13 protein-coding genes, 2 tRNA genes and 1 pseudogene are annotated in these 18,275 nt (G+C 74.4%); 7 read left to right on the forward strand and 9 right to left on the reverse strand.

The features are described from left to right. Positions 1-200: 200 nt before the first annotated feature. The 4 genes from ACIQNG_RS17280 (at position 201) to ACIQNG_RS17295 (ending at position 5,483) form a co-directional block, all read left to right on the forward strand. The gene (locus ACIQNG_RS17280) at positions 201-1,568 is read left to right on the forward strand and encodes a polyprenyl synthetase family protein (RefSeq protein ID WP_401485802.1); all 1,368 of its coding nucleotides are present in this window, start codon (positions 201-203) and stop codon (positions 1,566-1,568) included. Between the two features lie 173 nt (positions 1,569-1,741). Then, the gene (gene crtI / locus ACIQNG_RS17285; RefSeq protein WP_401486300.1) at positions 1,742-3,322 is read left to right on the forward strand and encodes a phytoene desaturase family protein; all 1,581 of its coding nucleotides are present in this window, start codon (positions 1,742-1,744) and stop codon (positions 3,320-3,322) included. Beyond that, a complete protein-coding gene (locus ACIQNG_RS17290) occupies positions 3,319-4,371 on the forward strand; it encodes a phytoene/squalene synthase family protein (protein WP_401485804.1) in 1,053 nt (350 codons plus the stop codon). The genes crtI and ACIQNG_RS17290 overlap by 4 nt, the downstream gene beginning before the upstream one ends. Continuing rightward, positions 4,368-5,483, forward strand: coding sequence for a DUF5914 domain-containing protein (locus ACIQNG_RS17295; protein WP_401485806.1), 1,116 nt, complete (start codon positions 4,368-4,370; stop codon positions 5,481-5,483). Before ACIQNG_RS17290 ends, ACIQNG_RS17295 begins: the two co-directional genes overlap by 4 nt. 138 nt (positions 5,484-5,621) lie before the next feature. Here the strand turns inward: ACIQNG_RS17295 and ACIQNG_RS17300 are convergent. After that, positions 5,622-6,679: pseudogene (locus ACIQNG_RS17300) on the reverse strand (MerR family transcriptional regulator). A gap of 223 nt (positions 6,680-6,902) precedes the next feature. On the opposite strand from ACIQNG_RS17300, the gene ACIQNG_RS17305 reads away from it, so the two are divergent. Beyond that, positions 6,903-7,508 carry an RNA polymerase sigma factor gene (locus ACIQNG_RS17305; protein ID WP_401485808.1) on the forward strand — a complete coding sequence of 202 codons (606 nt, stop codon included), beginning with the start codon at positions 6,903-6,905 and terminating at the stop codon, positions 7,506-7,508. A gap of 15 nt (positions 7,509-7,523) precedes the next feature. Here the strand turns inward: ACIQNG_RS17305 and ACIQNG_RS17310 are convergent, their stop codons facing one another. The 4 genes from ACIQNG_RS17310 to ACIQNG_RS17325 all read right to left on the reverse strand — a co-directional run bounded on the left by ACIQNG_RS17310 (position 7,524) and on the right by ACIQNG_RS17325 (position 9,401). Beyond that, positions 7,524-8,900: an SDR family oxidoreductase gene (locus ACIQNG_RS17310; protein ID WP_401485810.1), complete on the reverse strand. Its 1,377-nt coding sequence runs from the start codon at positions 8,898-8,900 to the stop codon at positions 7,524-7,526. A 36-nt stretch (positions 8,901-8,936) separates the two neighbouring features. Continuing rightward, a tRNA-Ala gene (locus ACIQNG_RS17315) sits at positions 8,937-9,008 on the reverse strand. 8 nt (positions 9,009-9,016) lie between these two features. Beyond that, positions 9,017-9,089, reverse strand: a tRNA-Ser gene (locus ACIQNG_RS17320). Positions 9,090-9,155: 66 nt separating this feature from the next. After that, entirely contained in the window at positions 9,156-9,401 is a 246-nt protein-coding gene (locus tag ACIQNG_RS17325) for a WhiB family transcriptional regulator (protein ID WP_401424641.1), read from the reverse strand. 331 nt (positions 9,402-9,732) lie between these two features. Here ACIQNG_RS17325 and ACIQNG_RS17330 point away from each other — a divergent pair, with 331 nt between their 5' ends. Next, a complete protein-coding gene (locus ACIQNG_RS17330; RefSeq protein WP_401485812.1) occupies positions 9,733-10,527 on the forward strand; it encodes a VOC family protein in 795 nt (264 codons plus the stop codon). 107 nt (positions 10,528-10,634) lie between these two features. Here ACIQNG_RS17330 and ACIQNG_RS17335 read toward each other — a convergent pair whose 3' ends face one another. The 4 genes from ACIQNG_RS17335 to ACIQNG_RS17350 all read right to left on the reverse strand — a co-directional run bounded on the left by ACIQNG_RS17335 (position 10,635) and on the right by ACIQNG_RS17350 (position 15,394). Then, entirely contained in the window at positions 10,635-11,753 is a 1,119-nt protein-coding gene (locus ACIQNG_RS17335; RefSeq protein ID WP_401485814.1) for a LacI family DNA-binding transcriptional regulator, read from the reverse strand. Between the two features lie 182 nt (positions 11,754-11,935). Beyond that, entirely contained in the window at positions 11,936-12,670 is a 735-nt protein-coding gene (locus tag ACIQNG_RS17340) for a phosphotransferase enzyme family protein (RefSeq protein ID WP_401485816.1), read from the reverse strand. A 131-nt stretch (positions 12,671-12,801) separates the two neighbouring features. Beyond that, the gene (locus ACIQNG_RS17345; protein WP_401485818.1) at positions 12,802-13,752 is read right to left on the reverse strand and encodes an NAD(P)-binding domain-containing protein; all 951 of its coding nucleotides are present in this window, start codon (positions 13,750-13,752) and stop codon (positions 12,802-12,804) included. Between the two features lie 439 nt (positions 13,753-14,191). After that, entirely contained in the window at positions 14,192-15,394 is a 1,203-nt protein-coding gene (locus tag ACIQNG_RS17350; RefSeq protein WP_401485820.1) for a multicopper oxidase domain-containing protein, read from the reverse strand. A gap of 285 nt (positions 15,395-15,679) precedes the next feature. On the opposite strand from ACIQNG_RS17350, the gene ACIQNG_RS17355 reads away from it, so the two are divergent. Next, positions 15,680-18,217 (forward strand): ThuA domain-containing protein, encoded by a 2,538-nt coding sequence (locus ACIQNG_RS17355; RefSeq protein WP_401485822.1) that lies wholly within the window; start codon positions 15,680-15,682, stop codon positions 18,215-18,217. Positions 18,218-18,275 lie beyond the last annotated feature (58 nt).

Consider the following 18,275-nt stretch of genomic DNA (forward strand, 5'->3'; position numbering starts at 1 on the left):
TCGTCCGCTCGGTTCTCTTCTCCGCTGTCTCCTGCTGTCTCCTGCTGTCTCCTGCTGTCTCCTGCTGTCTCCTGCTGTCTTCCGGTCGACCGGTCCCGGTGGATGCAGTCGCGGGGCCGATCGGCGTGGGCGCATCCGTTCGGGGGCCCCGGGCGGAAGGGGTGGAGAGGAACGTGACAGGACAGGCGAGAGGATCCGCGATGCGCTCCACCCACGCGCCCGGGCCGCCCACGGCGGAGGTACCGCTCGGGCCGCCCGCCGGGCCCGGTCGTCGTCAGCCCCCGGAACCGGCCGGTCCGCCGGAGGCGTCCGACGTGGACACCGATGTCGCCGGCGCCGTCGGCCGGGAGGTACGGGCCCTGCTGGCGGACCGGCTCGCGCAGTGCCGGGAACTGGACCCCGTGTTCGCCCACGACATCGCCGAGCGGATCGCCCGCTTCACCGGGCGCGGCGGTGGCCGGATCCGACCACGGCTGCTGTGGTGGTCGCTGCGGGCCTGCGGCGGCGGGGAGGAGGCGCCCCAGGTGCGGGCCGCGTTGCGGACGGCGGCGGCGCTCGACCTCATCCAGACCTGTGCCCTCGTCCACGACGACCTGATGGACCGGGCTGCGGTACGGCGCGGCGGCCCGGCGTTCCACACGGACGTGGCGGACCAGTACGCCGGGTCGGTGTCACGCCCCACCGCCGACCGGCTCGGCACCTCTGCCGCGCTGCTCGCCGGAGACGTGGCGCTGGCCTGGGCGGACGACGCCCTGACGGAGTCGCTGCTGGAAGGTGGCCTCCCCCGTGCCACCACGGGCCGGCTGCACGAGGTGTGGCGGGCGCTGCGTACGGAGATGGCGGCGGGCCAGTACCTGGATGTGCAGGGGCAGGCCGCCGGGGTCTACACCGCGGCACGCGCGGTCCGCGCCGCCGGTCTCAAGAGCGCCCGGTACTCGGTGGAACGGCCCCTGGAACTGGGGGCGGTGCTCGCCGGGGCGGACGCCGCCACCACGCGGGCGCTGTGCCGGGCCGGGCGCAGCGCGGGTCTCGCCTTCCAGCTCCGGGACGACCTGGACGATCTCTTCGCCGACCCCGAGGTCACCGGCAAGCCGGCGGGCGGGGACGTCCGGGAGGGGAAACCGACGTATCTGCTGACCGCCGCGCGGACCCTCGCCGCGGCCTCCTACGACCGGCGCGCGCTCAAGGTGCTGGAGCGGGCGACGGGCCGAGCCGACGGAGCCGGACAGGCAGGGCAGGCAGGGCACGCAGGGCAGGCAGGGCACGTAGGACAGGCCGGCCTCGGTGCCGAGGAGCTGGCCGAGGTGCGGGCGGCCGTCGTCGCCACGGGCGCCCATGACCTGGTGCGGAGCCGGATCGCCCGGCTGACCGCGCAGTGCCTGAACCAGCTCGGCGACGCCGCTCTGGAGCCGGTGGCCGCCGGCCGACTGCGCACGCTGCTGACCGAGATCACCGAGATCCCCCCGGAGATCGCCGGCTCCACGGAGGTCACCGGCATCACCGACCTCGCCGGCGATCCCCCCGCCCCCGCCGCCCGGCCCGCGAACGACACGGAGACCAGCCGATGACCCGACGGACGACCGGAACGACGGGGACGACCGGGACGACCGGGACGACCGGGACGACCGGGACGGCGGGCCCCACGACAGACCCCACGTCGGACCCCACGACGCCCCGCAGGACGACGGCGACGACCGACGCCACCACGCTCCGCAGGGCGACCCGGCCGGCGACCCGCACCATCCCGGGCCCCACCGATCACGTCGTCGTGGTCGGCGCCGGACTGGCCGGGCTGTCCGCCGCCCTGCATCTGCTGGGCGCGGGCCGCCGGGTGACCGTGGTCGAACGCGGCGAGCAGCCCGGCGGCCGGGCCGGTCGGCTGGAGCGCGGCGGCTATCTGATCGACACCGGCCCCACCGTGCTGACCATGCCGGACATCGCCGACGAGGCGTTCGCGGCGGTGGGCGAGAAACTGCGCGACCGGGTCGAACTGATCGAGCTGCACCCCGCCTACCGGGCGCGCTTCGCCGACGGCACCAGTCTGGACGTACACACCGGCGCCGACGCGATGGAGGCCGAGATCGAACGGTTCGCCGGAGGTGCCGACGCCGCGGGCTACCGGCGGCTGCGCCATTGGCTGGGCGAGCTGTACCGGGCCGAACGCGGGCGTTTCCTCGACGCCGACTTCGATTCGCCGCTGCGGCTGCTCGGCCCCGACCTGGTCCGGCTCGCGGCGCTCGGCGGGCTGGGCCGCTGGCACGCCCAGGTCGCCCGCCATCTGCGGGACGAGCGGCTGCGCCGGGTCTTCACCTTCCAGGCCCTGTACGCCGGGGTCCCGCCCGAACGGGCCCTGGCCGCGTACGCGGTGATCGCCTACATGGACACCGTCGCCGGGGTGTACTTCCCGCGCGGGGGCATGCACGCCCTGCCCCGGGCGATGGCCGACGCCGCCGCCGCGGCGGGCGCGGAGTTCCGCTACGGGCGGCCGGTGACCCGGCTGGAGCGCCGCGGCGAACGCATCACCGCCGTGATCACCGCGGGCGAGCGCATCCCCTGCGACGCCGTCGTCCTCACCCCCGACCTGCCGGTGGCCTACCGGCTGCTGGGCCGCACCCCGCGCCGCCCCGCCCGGCTGCGGCACGCGCCCTCCGCGGTGATCCTGCACGCCGGCTGCGACCGCACCTGGCCGGAGCTGGCCCATCACACGCTGTCGTTCGGCGAGGCGTGGCGGGGCACCTTCCGTGAGCTGACCCGGACCGGTGAGCTGATGCGCGATCCGTCCCTGCTGATCACCCGGCCCACCGCGACCGACCCCACGCTGGCCCCGCCGGGCCGCCATCTGCACTACGTCCTCGCCCCCTGCCCCAACACCGCCATCGGACCGCGTGCCGCCGAATGGACCGCGCTCGCGCCCCGCTACCGGGACAGCCTGCTGCGCGAACTCGACGGCCGGGGCCTCGCCGGGATCGCGTCGGCGATCGAGGAGGAATGCCTGGTGACCCCCGCCGACTGGAGCGCCGCGGGGCACCCCGCGGGCACTCCGTTCTCGGCCGCGCACACCCTCGCCCAGACGGGGCCGTTCCGCCCCCGCAACCTGGTGCGCGGCACCGTCAACGCCGTCCTCGCCGGGTGCGGCACGACGCCGGGCACGGGAGTGCCGCCCGTGCTGCTGTCCGGGAAGCTGGCCGCCGCGCGCATCACCGGCCCGTCCGGCGACGGCGTCCGCTCCCGTCCCCGCCGCCGCATCCCCGGGCTGGGGCTGGGGCTGGGCTCGGGGCCACGATCAGGCCCTGGTCGGACCCCGCAAGGAGCCCGCCCGTGACCGCCCGCGAACTGGACGCCGCCGGTATCACCGACCCGCGGTTGCGTGCCGCCTACGCCCGGTGCCGGGCGCTCAACGCCCGCCACGGCCGCACCTACTTCCTCGCCACCCGGCTGCTGCCCCCGGACCGGCGTCCCGCCGTGCACGCGCTGTACGGCTTCGCCCGCTGGGCGGACGACATCGTCGACTCCCCCGACGGTCCGACCGGCGCCGCCGACCTCGACGTGACGGCGCGGCGGGCCGCCGCCCTGGACCGGCTGGAGGGCGACCTGGCCCGCGGTCTGGCGGGCGGGCCCGGCACCGCGCCGGTGGTCGCCGCGCTGGCCGACACCAGCCGCCGGTACGACATCGCGCACCGGCACTTCGCCGACTTCCTCGCGGCCATGCGCAGCGATCTGACGGTCACCGAGTACGCCGACCCCGCCGGGCTGCGCGGGTACATGCACGGCTCGGCGGCGGTGATCGGCCTCCAGATGCTCCCCGTCCTCGGCACCGTCGTCCCCCGCGACGAGGCCGCTCCCTACGCCGCCGAACTGGGCGTCGCGTTCCAGCTGACCAACTTCCTGCGGGACGTCGGCGAGGATCTCGACCGCGGCCGGGTCTACCTGCCCCGCGACCTGCTCGCCGCGCACGGCGCCGACCGGGACCTGCTGCTCCACTGCCGTCGCACGGGCCGCACCGACCGCCGGGTCACCGCGGCACTGCGGGCGTTCGAGGCCCTCACCCGCGCCGCCTATCTGCGCGCCGTCCCCGGCATCGCGCTGCTCGATCCGGTGGCCCGGCCCTGTGTGCGCACGGCGTGCGTGCTGTACGGCGGCATCCTGGACGCCGTTGCCGCCGACGGCTGGTCGGTGCTGCACCGCCGTGCCGTGGTGCCCCGTCGGCGGCGCGCGCTGCTCGCCGCCGACGGGCTGTTCCGGGTGGGCGCGGCCCGGCTCGCCGCCCGCCGCGCCGGACCTGCGGCGGCCGTCCGTCGCGCCGGTCCCACGGCGGCGACCGCGCGGACGCCGTACCGTCCGCCGTCCGCCGTCCGCGAGGAGGTCAGGTGACATCCGGTGCGCCGCGTCGGCCCTGGCGTCCGCCCCTGCGGCTGCGCCGCCGCCCCGTCGCCTGGGAGCGCCAGCGCCCCACCTGGCGCGAGGCACGGCCCGCGCTGATCGCCGGGGCGCTGGAACGGGCCCGGTCCAGGGCGGGCGGCGAGTGGTACGTCGTCGGCGCCACCCGGGACCTGTCCCCGGACCGGCCGCTGGCGGGCACCGTCGCGGGCCGTGAGTTCGTCGTCTGGCGTGACCCGCGCGGCCGTCTCGTCGCCGGGCCCGGTATCTGCCCCCACCTGGGCGCACCGCTGGGGGACGCTCGGCTGCGCTGCGGCACCCTGGTGTGCCACTGGCACGGACTCGCCCTGGACGGCGGGCCGTTCGCCGGGTGGGAGCCCTGGGCCGCCCACGACGACGGGGTGCTGCTGTGGGTGCGGCCACCCGGCGGTGCGGCCGACGGTGGTGGCGGCCCCACCGCCGCGCCGCCGGTTCCGGAGCGTCCCGCCGTGGCCGGGGCGCTGACGGCCGTGTACACGGGAACGGGGCGCTGCGAGCCGGAGGACGTGGTGGCCAACCGGCTCGACCCCTGGCACGGGGCCTGGTTCCACCCGTACTCGTTCGTCGATCTGACCGTCGTGGAGGAACCCGACGGCAAGGGCGAGGACGGCGGTGCCGGGAACGGGAACGGGAACGGGGCCTGGGACGGAGACGGGGCGGGGGCCGGGGACGGAGATGGGGCCAGGGCCGGGGACAGGGAAGGGGACGGTTTCACGGTCGATGTCTCCTTCAAGGTGGCCGGTCGTCTCGTCGTCCCGGTCCGGGCCGAGTTCACCGCTCCCGCGCCGCGCACGGTCGTCATGCGAATCACCGAGGGGGAGGGCGCGGGCTCGGTCGTGGAGACCCATGCGACGCCGCTCGCGACGGCACCGGACGGCGGGCCGCGCACGGCGGTCGTGGAGGCCGTGATCGCCACCTCGGGGCGGCCGGGCTTCGCCCTGGCACGGCGGGCCGCCCCCGTGCTGCGCCCGCTGATGAGCCGTGCGGCGGGGCGGCTGTGGCGGGACGACCTGGCCTACGCCGAGCGCCGCTGGGCCCTGCGCTCGGCCGGGCTGTTCCCCGGCTGAGCGCCCCGCGCGGGATCGGGCCCTGTTCGGGCGGACCGGCGACACCGGCCTGCCCAGGCCGCCCGGTCTACCCAGGCCGCCGGTCTACCCGGTCTACCCGGTCCGCCCTGTCTACCCGGTCCGCCCTGTCTACCCGGTCTACCCAGGCAGGCCAGGTTGCCCGGACAGGCCGACCAGCGTCCGCACCGCCGCCCCCAGGCTCGTACAGCGCGGGAAGTCGCCCGCCGCACGCCGGTCCCAGCCGGGGCCGGTCGGCAGGAGCACAGGGCGTCTGCGGGCCCCGGCGGGCCCCCACTCCAGCCCGGCCACATGACGGGCCAGCGGCAGCGAGGCCGTCGAGCGGGCCTGGGCCCACAGGACGACCGCTGCCGGACCGGTGCGGCGGACGCACGCCAGCAGCGCCTCGACCGGAACGGCCGCTCCCAGCATGCGGGTCGGCACACCGGCCTCCTCCAGCGCCGCGTCCAATGCCTCCAGCGGCAGCGAGTGCTGCTCTCCGGGAGCGCAGGCCAGGACCACCAGGTCGCTGCCGGACGGCGGCTGCGCGGGACGGGGCAGCACCAGGGGCGCACGGCGCAACGCGGTCGAGATCTGCCACGACAGCAGATGCTCCACCTCCACGTAGCGGTCGCCGGAGGACTCCCACTTGCGTCCCACCGCGCGCAGGGTCGGGACCATCACGTCCTCCCAGGCGGTCACCAGCCCGTGCTGGACGACCGCGTCCAGCAGCCGCCCGCCCAGTTCCGGGGCGTCCAGCCGTACGGCGGCCCGCGCCAGCCCCCGGCACTCCTGCCGTACGTCACCGAGCGGCAGCCCGCCGCCCGCGCCGCCGCGCCGGGCCCCCTCGCGCGGCGACGGGGTGACCGACGGGTCGGCGGACCCGGCGCCGGCAGGGGCTCCCGGCTCGGCACCGTGCGCGAGACGGGCCACCCGGCCGCCTCCGCCGGGGGCGCGCCGGCCGCCGCGAGCCGGCACATCTCCTCGACCATCGCCACATCGCGTGGACTCCAGCGCCGGTGTCTGCCCCGCGACCGCAGGGCCGGGCCGAGCCCGTAGCGACGGTCCCAGGAGCGCAGTGTGGTCGGGGATACGCCCAGGCGGCGGGCGACCGCGCCGGTGGTGAGCCCGGCCGTTCCGGTGACATCGGCCGTCTCAGGTGTGTCGGGCACACCGTTCGTACCCGGTGGGTCGGTCATGCTCCTCGTCTCCGGCCGTGCGGGGCGCCCGGACCGGTCCGTCCCGTTCACGTCCCCGGCCCCCAGTCTATTTCGATGCGGTATCGATGCAAGTTGTGACGGTCATTCTCCCCGGCGCACGCTGGGCGCACCGGACGGCGCCCCGTCCAGAACGGTGCAACCGACGGGCGCGCGTCCTCTCCGCCGATGCCGCCGCACCCGTCTCACGAGGAGAGATGTGGTCATGGACCGTTTCCCCGCCGCTCCAGATCTCGCCGTCGCCGCGGCCCGGACGACGCCCACCGTGGACCCGCCCCTCGGTCCTGTGCCCGGCGAGAGCGACGCGGTCTGGACCGCGCTCCACCGTCAGTGGGGCGGACTGGTCCACGGTCTGGCCCACCGGGCGCTCGGCGACCCGCGCGAGGCCGAGGACGTGACCCAGCAGGTGTTCACCGACGCCTGGCGCGGCCGGCACGGATACACGGCCGAACGCGGCACCCCGGCCGCCTGGCTCATCGGCATCACCCGCCGGAAGGTGGCCGACGCGCTCACGGCACGGGCCCGGCGCGCCCGGCTCGCCTCGGCGGCGGGTGAACTGGCCTCGGTACGGGAGCAGGTGAGCACCGGCGGTCCGGAGGCTGCGCTGGACCGGGTCGTGGTCGGACGGGCCCTGCTGCGGCTCACCCACGCCCAGCGCAAGGTGCTGCTCCTGGCCTACTACGAGGACCTCACCCAGAGCCAGATCGCCCGGATCACCGGCTGGCCGCTGGGCACGGTCAAGAGCCACACCCGGCGCGGACTGGACCGGCTGCGCGTCTGCCTGGAGGACGAGGGCGTCCCGGCGGCCTGAGCGGTGCGAAGGGGCTCACCACGCCGCCTCCCGGTAGTCCTTCAGGAAGACGCCGGAGACGGGGGAGCCGGACTCGCCCCGGACGATGGGGTCGTAGACGCGGGCCGCGCCGTCGACCACGTCCAGCGGGGTGCGGAATCCGGCGTCGGCCATCCGGGCCTTCTTGGGGGCCGGGTTCTCGTCGGTGATCCAGCCGGTGTCCACGGCGCACATGTGGACCCCTTGTTCGGCGAGTTCGGCGGCGCTGGTGCGGGTGAGCATGTTCAGGGCGGCCTTGGCCATGTTGGTGTGGGGATGGCCGGGCATCTTGTTCCGTACGGCGAACCGGCCCTCCACGGCGGTGACGTTGACGACGTAGCGGCGGGGGTGGGGCGAGGCCAGCAGCAGCGGCAGCAGCCGGTCGCAGAGCAGGGCCGGGGCGAGCGCGTTGACCAGTTGGGTCTCCAGGACCTCGGCCGGGTCGAGGGCGCCGAGCCGGGCGGACCAGGAGTTCTCCGGGGCGGGGTCCGGCAGCAGCCCCGCCTCGTCGGCCTCCCGGAGCACGGCGGGCAGTGCGCTGCCGTCGCCGCCGCCGGCCAGTCGGTGCCGCATGGGTATGAACCCCGGAGCCTGGAGGAACCCCGCGATGCCCTCCTTGCCCCCGGCGCCCTCGATGCCCTCGATGCCCTCGGTCTCGCCCCGCGCGAGCAGCGCGTAGGACTCCGGTGGGCGGCGGACGGTCTGTGCCGCGTTGTTGACGAGGATGTCCAGCGGACGGCCCGCGTCCCGCAGTTCCTCGCACAGGCCCAGCACCTGGCGCGGGTCGCGCAGATCGACGGCGACGACGGTGAGCCGGTCCAGCCATCCGGCGCTGTCCGGCGCGGCCCGGAAGCGGCGCAGGGTGTCGTACGGGAAGCGGGAGGTGACGACGAGTTCGGCGCCGTCGCGCAGCATCATCAGGGCGAGCTGGAAGCCGATCTTCACCCGGCCGCCGGTCAGCAGGGCGCGGCGGCCGGTCAGGTCGGTGCTCAGGGCGCGGCGGGCCGTGTTGTCGGCGGCGCAGTCGGGGCACAGCCGGTGGTAGAAGGAGTCGACGTGTCGATAGGACGCCTTGCAGACATAGCAGTACCGCGCCCGGTGGAAGACGCCGCCCGCACCGGGCTCGGCCAGCGGGGCGTCCTCGCGCCGGTCGACCGCGCCGGTCGCCGTCGCGGCCATCGTCTCGGCGTCGGCGGCCGACAGCGCGGAGCCCCGGGCCTTGCGGCGGCGCAGCCGCCCTTCGCGCGCGTAGGACGCGGCGACCTGCTCGGTGCGCAGCCGTACGGGGTCGTCCACGGGCAGCGCGCGCAGCTTGCCGACGACCCGGTGGAAGGCCGCGAGGTCGTCCTCGGTGACCGCGTCCCGGTCCGTCATGTGCCCCGCCCCACCGTGTGCCGTACGTCCTGTGGTGGGCCCCGGCCGGATTCGAACCGGCGTACCCGCCATGCCATGGCGGTGAGTCTGCCTCTGCTCTACAGGGCCCGGACGCAGCCCGGGGATCGGATTCGAACCGATGTGTGTCGCCTCAGCATGGCGCGCGCCTGCCTCTGCGCTACGCCCGGGTGCGCTCGGGGATCCTAACCCCGGCGCGCGCTCCGGCCGTAGCGGGATTCCGGTGGTGGCCGGTGGTCAGTTGGGGGTGCGGCGCAGTCGCATCCGCTCTTTCTCGGAGAGGCCGCCCCAGACACCGAAGCGCTCGTCGTTCTCCAGGGCGTACTCCAGGCAGGCGCGGCGGGTCTCGCACATGCCGCAGATGCGCTTGGCCTCGCGCACCGAACTGCCCGGATCGGGGAAGAAGAAGTCCGCCCCGGTCTGCGCGCACAGGGCCTGGTCCTGCCAGGTGGGGGCGGCCGGGGTCATGGCGTCGAAGTGCATACCGGGATCGTGGCGGACCGCGCGAAACGTTTGCTCAACGCGGGATCAACGCCGTCGCCCACGGCCGGTCGGCGCCGGTGTCCGTCCTCCCCCTCGCCCCTGATGGTGCACCGGCCGTCCGGCCCGACGCACGGCGGCGCGCGGGGCGGATCGCGGGGCGGACTGCGGGGCCGATCGTGGGGCCGATCGTGGGGCGGACTGCGGGGCGGACTGCGGGGCGGATCGCGAGGTGGATCGTGGGCCGGGTCGCCGTCGGTGAGCGCGAGCGATTGTCAGTGGGCGGTGCGAGACTCGGCAGTGGAAGGAACAGCGGGTTCCCAGGAAGGTGATCATGATCAGCACCCATTTCGTCACCGGCGCACCGAACTGGGTCGATCTCGGGACGCCCGACATCGACCGGGCCACCGCCTTCTACAGTGCGTTGTTCGGCTGGCGGCTCCAGTCGGCCGGTCCGGAGAGCGGCGGCTACGGCTTCTTCCAGCGCGACGGCCGGACGGTCGCGGGGGCCATGCAGACCCCACCGGACCAGGGCCCGCCGGTCTGGACGGTGTACTTCCAGAGCCCGGACGCCGATGCCACGGCCGAGGCGGTCGGGCGGGCGCACGGCCGTGTGGTCAGCGCGCCGAGAGAGGTGCCGGACAAGGGCCGGGTGGCGCTGCTGGCCGACCGGGCGGGGGCGCCGTACGGCATCTGGCAGCCGGGCCGGCTCAAGGGCCTGGACGTGGTCGGTGAGCACGGGACGCTGGTGTGGGCGGAGCTGCACACCCCCGACATCGCGGCGGCTGCGGGGTTCTACAACACGGTGTTCGGCTGGGAGACCTCGTCGGTCAGCTTCCCCGGCGGCTCCTACACCTGCGTCAACGCGGCCGGGCAGGGCGAGGCCGCGGCGTTCGGCGGCCTCGTACCGCTGGACGACGACCCGGTGGAGAGCGACGCGGAGCCGCACTGGCTGCCGTACTTCGGGACGGCCGACCCGGACACGGTCTGCGCCAGAGCCACCGAGCTGGGCGGCACGGTGCGGCTGGCCCCGCTCGATCTGCCGGACGTGGGCAGGATCGCCAAGCTGAGCGATCCCTTCGGCGCGCGCTTCGCCGTGATCAGAGGGGAGCCGAGGCAGACGGGCTGAGGAGCTGAGGAGCTGACGGCTGAGGAACTGACGGGCTGGCGGGCTGAGGAGGCGACGGGCTGGCGGGCTGGCGGCTGACGGCCGGGGAGGACGGGCTCTCCCGTCCCTCACGCCGAGGCCCTGCGCACCAGTGTGGTCGGGAGGATCACTCCGGTCGGCGTCGGCACCGCGCCGTCGGGGCCGCCACGGAGGGCGTCCAGCAGCCGTCGGGCCATCAGTCGGCCCATCCCCTCGATGTCCTGACGTACGGTCGTCAGGGGCGGGTCGGTCTGCTCGGCGATCGGCACCATGTCGTCGAAGCCGACGACCGCGACCTCGTCCGGCACCCGCACGCCACGCTCCCGCAGCACCCGCAGGGCTCCCACCGCGGTGAGGTCGTTCGCGGCGAACACGGCGTCCACGTCGGGGCACCGGTCCAGGAGTTCCCGCATCGCCCGCTCGCCCCCGGCGGGGGTGAAGTCACCGTGCGCCACCAGCGCCGGGTCGGCGTCGGGGAGGACGTCCCGGTAGCCGTCGAGCCGGTCCGCCGCCGAGGTCTGGTCGAGGGCTCCGGTGATGTGCGCGACCCGGCCGCGACCGAGCGCCAGCAGATGCCGTACGGCCTCCCGCGCACCGCCCCGGTTGTCGCTGTCGACGAACACGGTGGACGCGAGGGGGCCGAGCGACCGGCTGTCGGTGGACCCACCGGCCCCGGTGGGCTCGGTGGCTCCGGTGGGCCCGGTGGCTCCGGTGCCGCGTTCGCCGTCGCCCCAGCCGGGTCGGCCGCCGAACACGGCGGGGACCCCGGCGCGGTGGATGAGGGCGGGGAGGGGGTCGTCGAGGTGGAGGGAGAAGACGAGGGCGCCGTCGACATGGCCGCCGGCCAGATAGCGGCCGACGCGGGCGTGGTCGTCGCGGCCCTCGGTGAGGAGCAGGACGAGTTGGTTGTCGTGGGCGGTGAGTTCCTTGCTGATGCCGCGGAGTTGGAGCGCGAAGAAGGGGTCGGCGAAGACGCGGGTCTCCGGTTCGGCGACGACCACGGCGATCGCGTCGTGGCGCCGGGTGACAAGGCTGCGGGCGGCCTGGTTGGGGACGTAGCCGAGTTCCTCGACGGCCCGGAGCACCCGCTCCACCAGTGGCGCCCGCACCCCGTCGCCGCCGTTGACGACGCGGGAGGCAGTGGCCCGTGACACACCGGCCCGCGCGGCCACTGCCTCCAGGGTGGGGCGCGGTGCTGCCTCGGTCACGGGGGGCTCCTCCTCGACGGCTGCGGATCAGGATAGCCACAGGTCATGAGGCGGGGAGGCCGCTCACCGCAGGGCGTTCCGCACCCGGCCGGACCGCTCGGCGTCCGGCCGCAGGTCGGGCACAGCCCCGGATCCCGGGCCGGGCAGCGGATCCCGGCAGCGCTTCGGCCCCGGGGCCCGGTTCAGAGGCGGCCCGTGTAGGTCTTCCCGATCCAGTGGGCGTCCGTCAGACAGCGGCGGTCGTGGCCCTCGGCGATGTGCCGGCTGAAGGCGGGGTGCCCCGCCGCGGCCTGGTGGTGCATCCAGGTCACCAGCCAGGTCAGCCGCTCGGCCGCGACCGCGGGCAGTCGGCCGCGCTCGGCGTCGGAGAGTCCGTAGGTGTCGGCGAACAGGCGTAGTCGGCGCAGTGCCTCGGGTACCGGCAGGGTGTGCTCGGTCTCGTCCGGGGCGTAGAGCGGGACGAAGCGGTAGGCGGTGTAGGCGGCGTCCCACAGGCGCGGGGCCGGGTGGGCGGTGTCGAAGTCGATCAGGGCCACCGGCAGACCGTCGGCGAACACCGTGTTGTAGGTGGCCGCGTCGCCGTGGCAGATCACCTCCGCCGGTGCGCGGGGCGGGAGTTGCCAGTGGTCGTCCGGCTCCCGGGGGAAGCGGGCGGAGGCGTCGTGGAAGGCCCGCAGGAGCTGGGCCATGGCGATCAGGGAGGCGTCGCTCCGCACCTGCGGGGCGGCGAAGTCGTGGCCGACGTCACCGGGCAGGAACTCCACCCGTTCCTCCGTGCCGTCCTCGCTGAGCCCGTGGGGACGCGGCGCCCCGGTGAATCCCGCCTCGCGCAGATGGGCGAGGAGACGTTGGACCGTGGCGCTCCAGGCCCCGGCCGGACGGCGGACGAGCCCACCCTCGCGGACGACTTCGTTCACCCCGCCGACGAACACTTCCCGGTCTTCCACCACTTCCCGATCCGCCACCACTTCGCGATCCGCCACCACTTCCCGATCTGTCACCACTTCCCGATCTGTCACGTGGGGCAGGCTCATCACCGTCGCCTCCCTCAGGCCAGCAGATCCACCCGCGTCCCCAGCCCCCGCTCCTCGGCCCGCCGGTGGGCGAGCCAGGCCAGGGCCAGGTCCTGCCAGGGCAGTCCGACCGGGGCGTACACCGTTCGCTCGGACGGCCCGGTCCGGCCGGGGTGTTCGCCCCGCAGCACCTCGCCCAGCGTCGCGTCGGCCGCCGCCGCGGGCAGACCGGCCGCCGCCAACGCGCCCGTCGCGGCGGCTGCTTCACGGTCGTCGACCACCACGAGCGCCGCCGCGAGCAGATCGGCGGACAGTTCCTGCTTGCCCGGCTCGTCCGCGCCCAGGCTGGTGACGTGACGGCCGGGCGGGACGTCCGCGAGGGTCAGCACCGGCTCCCGCGCCCAGGTCGCGAGCAGCACGAGGTCGGCCGCGGCGGCGACCTCCCGCGCGGAGGCCACCACCCGGCCGGCGTGCCGTGCCGCGAACGCCGCCGCCCGCGCTCCGTCCGTGTCGTGCACGAGGAGCGCGTCACGGGGCCGCAGTGCCGCCAGCCCCCGTACCATCAGCTCGGCCTGCGCGCCCGCGCCGATGACACCGACCGTCCCGGCACCGCCGTCCGCCCCGCCCGGCGCCGCCAGCGCATGGGTGCCCAGCGCGGCCGACAGCCCGGTGCGCCAGGCCGTCAGGGTCGCGGAGTCCAGCAGCGCGAGAAGTGTGCCGTCGCGCCCGCTGTGCAGACAGACCACGCCCCGCAGTGCCGGGCGGGCGGCGGGGAACTTGGCGTTGACCTTGACCGTGTAGGCGTCGATGCCGGGGAGGAGTCCGGGAAGGAGGGCGGTCGCGGTGCCGGGGAACGGCAGATCGGTCCGTACCCGCAGGCCGGTGGCCGTGTCGGTCGCGTGGACGAACCCGTCCCGCAGCGCGGCGGCACACGCCTCCGGCTCCAGCACGGCCTCCAGGTCACTTCGGGTGAGGAGTCGAGTCACCCGGCCATGATCCCTCCTGCCGGCCCCGGACCCCAGACCCAGACCCCAGACCCCAGACCCCAGACCCCAGACCCGGACCCCAGACCCCGGACCCAGACCCAGACCCCGGACCCGGACCCGGACCCCGGACCCCAGACCCCAGACCCCAGACCCCGGACCCGGACCCCAGACCCCGGACCCGGACCCGGACCCCAGACCCCGGACCCAGACCCCGGACCCGGACCCGGACCCCAGACCCCGGACCCAGACCCCGGACCCGGACCCGGACCCCGGACCCCGGCCCACGGCCCACGGCCCACGGCCACCCGCATCCCGACGTCGGCACCGACGCCCGACGGACCCAACAGGCCCCCGGGGGCTCCCCGCCGGCCCCTCGCGGACCCCGGCGAGCCCCACCGGCCCCGACCCCGCACCGCACCGCCCCCGGCCCGACACGCACTCAGTGCACGTGCCCCTCCGCCCCGGAGCCGGAGCCCTTCCCGTCCGAGCCCCCCGCACCCGAACCCCCTGCCCCAGAGTCCCCCGCCCCAGAGCCGGAGCCCTTCCCGTCCGGACCCTTCGCGCCCGAGTCCCCCGCCCCGGAGCCCGAGCCCCCGGCCCCAGCCCCCGCACCACCCCCGGCCCCAGCCCCAGCCCCGGCCCCAGCCCCCGCACCACCCTCAGCCCCGGCCCCGGCCCCGGCCCCACCGTGCCCCCCATGCCCACCCCCCGGGTCGTACCCCGGGATCGTGCCGTCCTTCTTCTTCACCAGGAACAGCCCGACCATCCCCATGTCGGAGTGGCTCTGGACATGGCAGTGGTACATCCACGCCCCGGCGCCCACCCCCTCCCCCGCGATGATCTGGAAGCCGAAGGAGTCGGCGGGGCCCACGATCTTGTTGTCGATGACCTGGCTGGGGTCGTCGGGGCCGGTCAGCATGCCGGTGCGGTTGTCGGCCCAGCGATGACCGTGGATGTGGAACGTGTGGTAGTACTCGCCGTGTGTGATCATCACGAACTCGACCCGGTCGCCCACGGTCGCCTCGAAGTCCGGACCGGTGTGCGCGGGACGGTTGTTGATGGACATGTCGTTGAAGACGATGGTGTGGGTGCGGTCCGGCAGGACGTCGCCCTTGCGCCGGACGACGACCGGGCCGTAGAGCCCGTTGCGGATGCCGCCGGTGCCGTGCTCGGTGCCGACGACATGGTCGTGGTAGTGCCAGTACCCCGCGCTGCCCGCCCGCCAGGTGCCGTCCTTGCGGCGGCCGGGCGTGTGGGTGCGCCAGGTGTAGACCCGGGTGGCGCCGGGCTCGACATGGCTGTTGTTCATCTTCGTGCCGTCGCTGGTGATCTCGTAGTCGAGGCCGTGGACGTGCAGGCTGACCGGGACGTCCATGGTGTTCTCGAACTCGACGTGCAGCGTGTCGCCCTCGTTCAGCTCGATCAGCGGGCCGGGCACGCTGGCCTTGCCCTTCTCGAAGCCGTAGCCCATCTTGCCGCCGTCGAGCCGTTCGGCGTAGAGCTTGATCCGTCTGGTCTCTCCGCCGGCCGGCGCGGTACGGGCCGGGCTCTCGGCGCTCACGGCATCGGGTCCCAGAGACAACGATGTCGCGACCGCCGCACCACCCAGCACCACCCGCCGGTTGAACGCGCGCCTGTCCATGCCGAACTCCCCACTCAGCCGATTCTCAGCCGGACCCGGCCACGCGGCCGAACCCGACGGACGCCGAACGCACTTCACCGACACCTCGCCGAACGTCCGCCCCGGGTACGGGACTCGGGGCCAGGGGTGTCGGAGGTACGGGATTCGGACAGTAGCCGGGGCCCCACCGTTTATCCACACTCAGGACAAAGTTTGTTTCTTCACGGTCATACCTATTGGCGAACCGAGCAAAGGGGTCTAGCTTCCTTGGCGCCGACTGTGAACCGACGAGGGGTGGATGACCACATGCGGTCCACGACGCTCCAAAGACCCGATCCTTCACCCGGGTCCAACCCGAACAGACGCCCCGGCAGCCGGACCGGAGGGAACGCGAGGCGGGCCCTGACAGCCGTCCTCGCCGCCGGATTCGTCACCGCCGGGCTGCTCTCCGGCCCGTCCGCGAGTGCGCGCCCGGCCCCGGATCCGTCCCTGACAACGATGTCCATCAAGTCGCCCCCGGGCGGCGCGCAGGTACGAGTGCTGATCTTCTACGGGTCCGCCGCACCCGGCGACGAGTCGCCCGTGGTGAACGCCGGTATCGAGGCGGTCGAGAGGATCGGGCTGACCGGGCCCGCCGGGCAGCGCTTCACCACCGAGGCGACCGACGACGCCTCGGTGTTCACCAACGCGACCAAGCTGGGCCGTTTCAACGCGATCGTGCTGCTCACCGGGGGCGGGGACATCCTCGAACCGGAGCAGGAGGCGGGCCTGGAGGCGTACATGGAGGCCGGTGGCGGCTTCCTCGGCGTCCATGACGCCGCCAAGGCCGAGCCGTACTCGGACTGGTTCACCGGGCTGATCGGCGCGCGGCCCGCCGCGTCGAGCCCGTCGAACGTGCAGCGGGCGACCGTCGAGGTGGGTGACCGTCAGCATCCGGCCACCAAGGATCTGCCGCTGACCTGGAAGCGGCCCGACGTCTGGTCGAACTGGACGAAGAACCCGTCCGGCGAGGTGCACACGGTCGCCCGGGTGCGCGAGGCGTCGTACAAGCCGGGCGCGAGCGCCAACGGGGCGGACCATCCGGTCAGCTGGTGCCGTGACTACGACGGCGGGCGCTCCTTCTACACCGGTATGGGCGGTACGGCGGCGGCGTACGACGAGACCGACTTCCGCGGTCATCTGCGCGGCGCGCTGCTGTGGACGACCCGGTTGGCGCAGGCCGACTGCAAGGCCACCATCAACGGCAACTACACGTCCGAGCGGCTGACCAAGCCCAACCAGCCGGGCCGGAACGACCAGATCGGCGAGCCGCACGGGCTGGTCACCGCGCCCGACGGGCGGGTGTTCTACATCGGCCGGGGCGGTGCCGACTCCTCGCAGCCGGTGATCACCGACTGGAACAACCCGGACATCGGCAAGGGCAAGGGCGAGATCCACGTCTACGACCCGAGGACCAAGCAGGTCACCCTGGCCGGCGCGCTGACCGTGTTCGGCAACAAGGGCGGCGGCGACGAACTGGTCAAGGTGGAGGAAGGGCTCGTCGGGATCGAGCTGGATCCGGGGTTCGCCCGGAACGGGTGGGTGTATCTGCACTACACCCCGCACTCGGAGATCGACCGGGACACCCGGACGGCGGATCGGCGGGTCTCGCGGTTCACCCTGGACCATGCCACCAACAAGCTGGATCTGAGCAGTGAGAAGGTGCTGCTGGACTGGCCGGTGCAGATCCACAGCTGCTGTCACGCGGGCGGCGGGATGACCTGGGACTCCCGGGGCAACCTGTACATCGCGACGGGTGACAACAACTCCAGTGGCTTCAGCGGCGGTTACTCGGGCAACAACCCGCAGCCGAACTACAAGGGCCTCTCCTTCGCCGACGCCCGCCGGACCTCCGGCAACACCAACAACCTCAACGGGAAGATCCTGCGGATCCACCCGGAGCCGGACGGGACGTACACCCTGCCGGCGGGGAACCTCTTCACCGGCAAGGAGCCCGACGAGGGCGGCGGGAAGACCCGGGGCGAGATCTATGTGATGGGGGTGCGCAACCCGGCGCGGATCTTCGTGGACCAGAAGACGGACACCCTGTACGCGGGGTGGGTCGGCCCGGACGCCGGGTCGCCGTCGACCACCTGGGGGCCGGCGAAGTACGACACGTTCGCCGCGATCACCAAGGCGAGCAACCGGGGCTGGCCGTTCTGCATGGGCAACAAGCAGCCCTACCGGGACCGCAATCTGCCCGATCCGTCGCAGCCGCTGGGCTGGTACGACTGTGACGCCCCGAAGAACGAGTCGCCGAACAACGACGGTCTGGTCAATCTGCCGCCGGTCACCGGGAACAACATCTGGTACTCGCCGCAGGGCGGCGGACCGGACTTCCCGCGCGACGCGAACGGTGTCCCCTCGTACAAGTCCGAGGAGGCGACGTACGCGCTGCCGTGGCTCAAGGGTGGCGGGCAGGCCGCGATGAACGGGCCGGTGTACCGCTACGACTCCGCGTCGGACAGCGCGGTGAAGTGGCCGTCGTACTGGGACGGCAAGTGGTTCGTCGGTGACTTCTACGACGGTGACCAGCCGCGCAACGCGGTGGTGATGGACCCGAAGACCGTCGGCGACGGCGGGGTCCCGGTCCACTCGGAGACGCTGAAGAAGATCGTGCCGGTCGGCACCGACGGCATCAAGAACCTCATGGACTGGAGATTCGGTCCGGACGGCGCGCTGTACGCGCTCGACTACGGCCGGGGCTTCTTCACCTCGGACGCCAAGTCGGCGCTGTGGCGGGTCACCTACACCGGCGGCGGCCCGACCCCGGCCGCAGGCCAGCTCGCGAGGGGGGCCAAGTGAGACATCCGATCCGTACGAGCCCTGCGGTACGGCAGCGAAGACTGCTGACCGCCCTGGT

This window comes from Streptomyces sp. NPDC091377, from assembly GCF_044757045.1.
Taxonomy (GTDB): domain Bacteria; phylum Actinomycetota; class Actinomycetes; order Streptomycetales; family Streptomycetaceae; genus Streptomyces.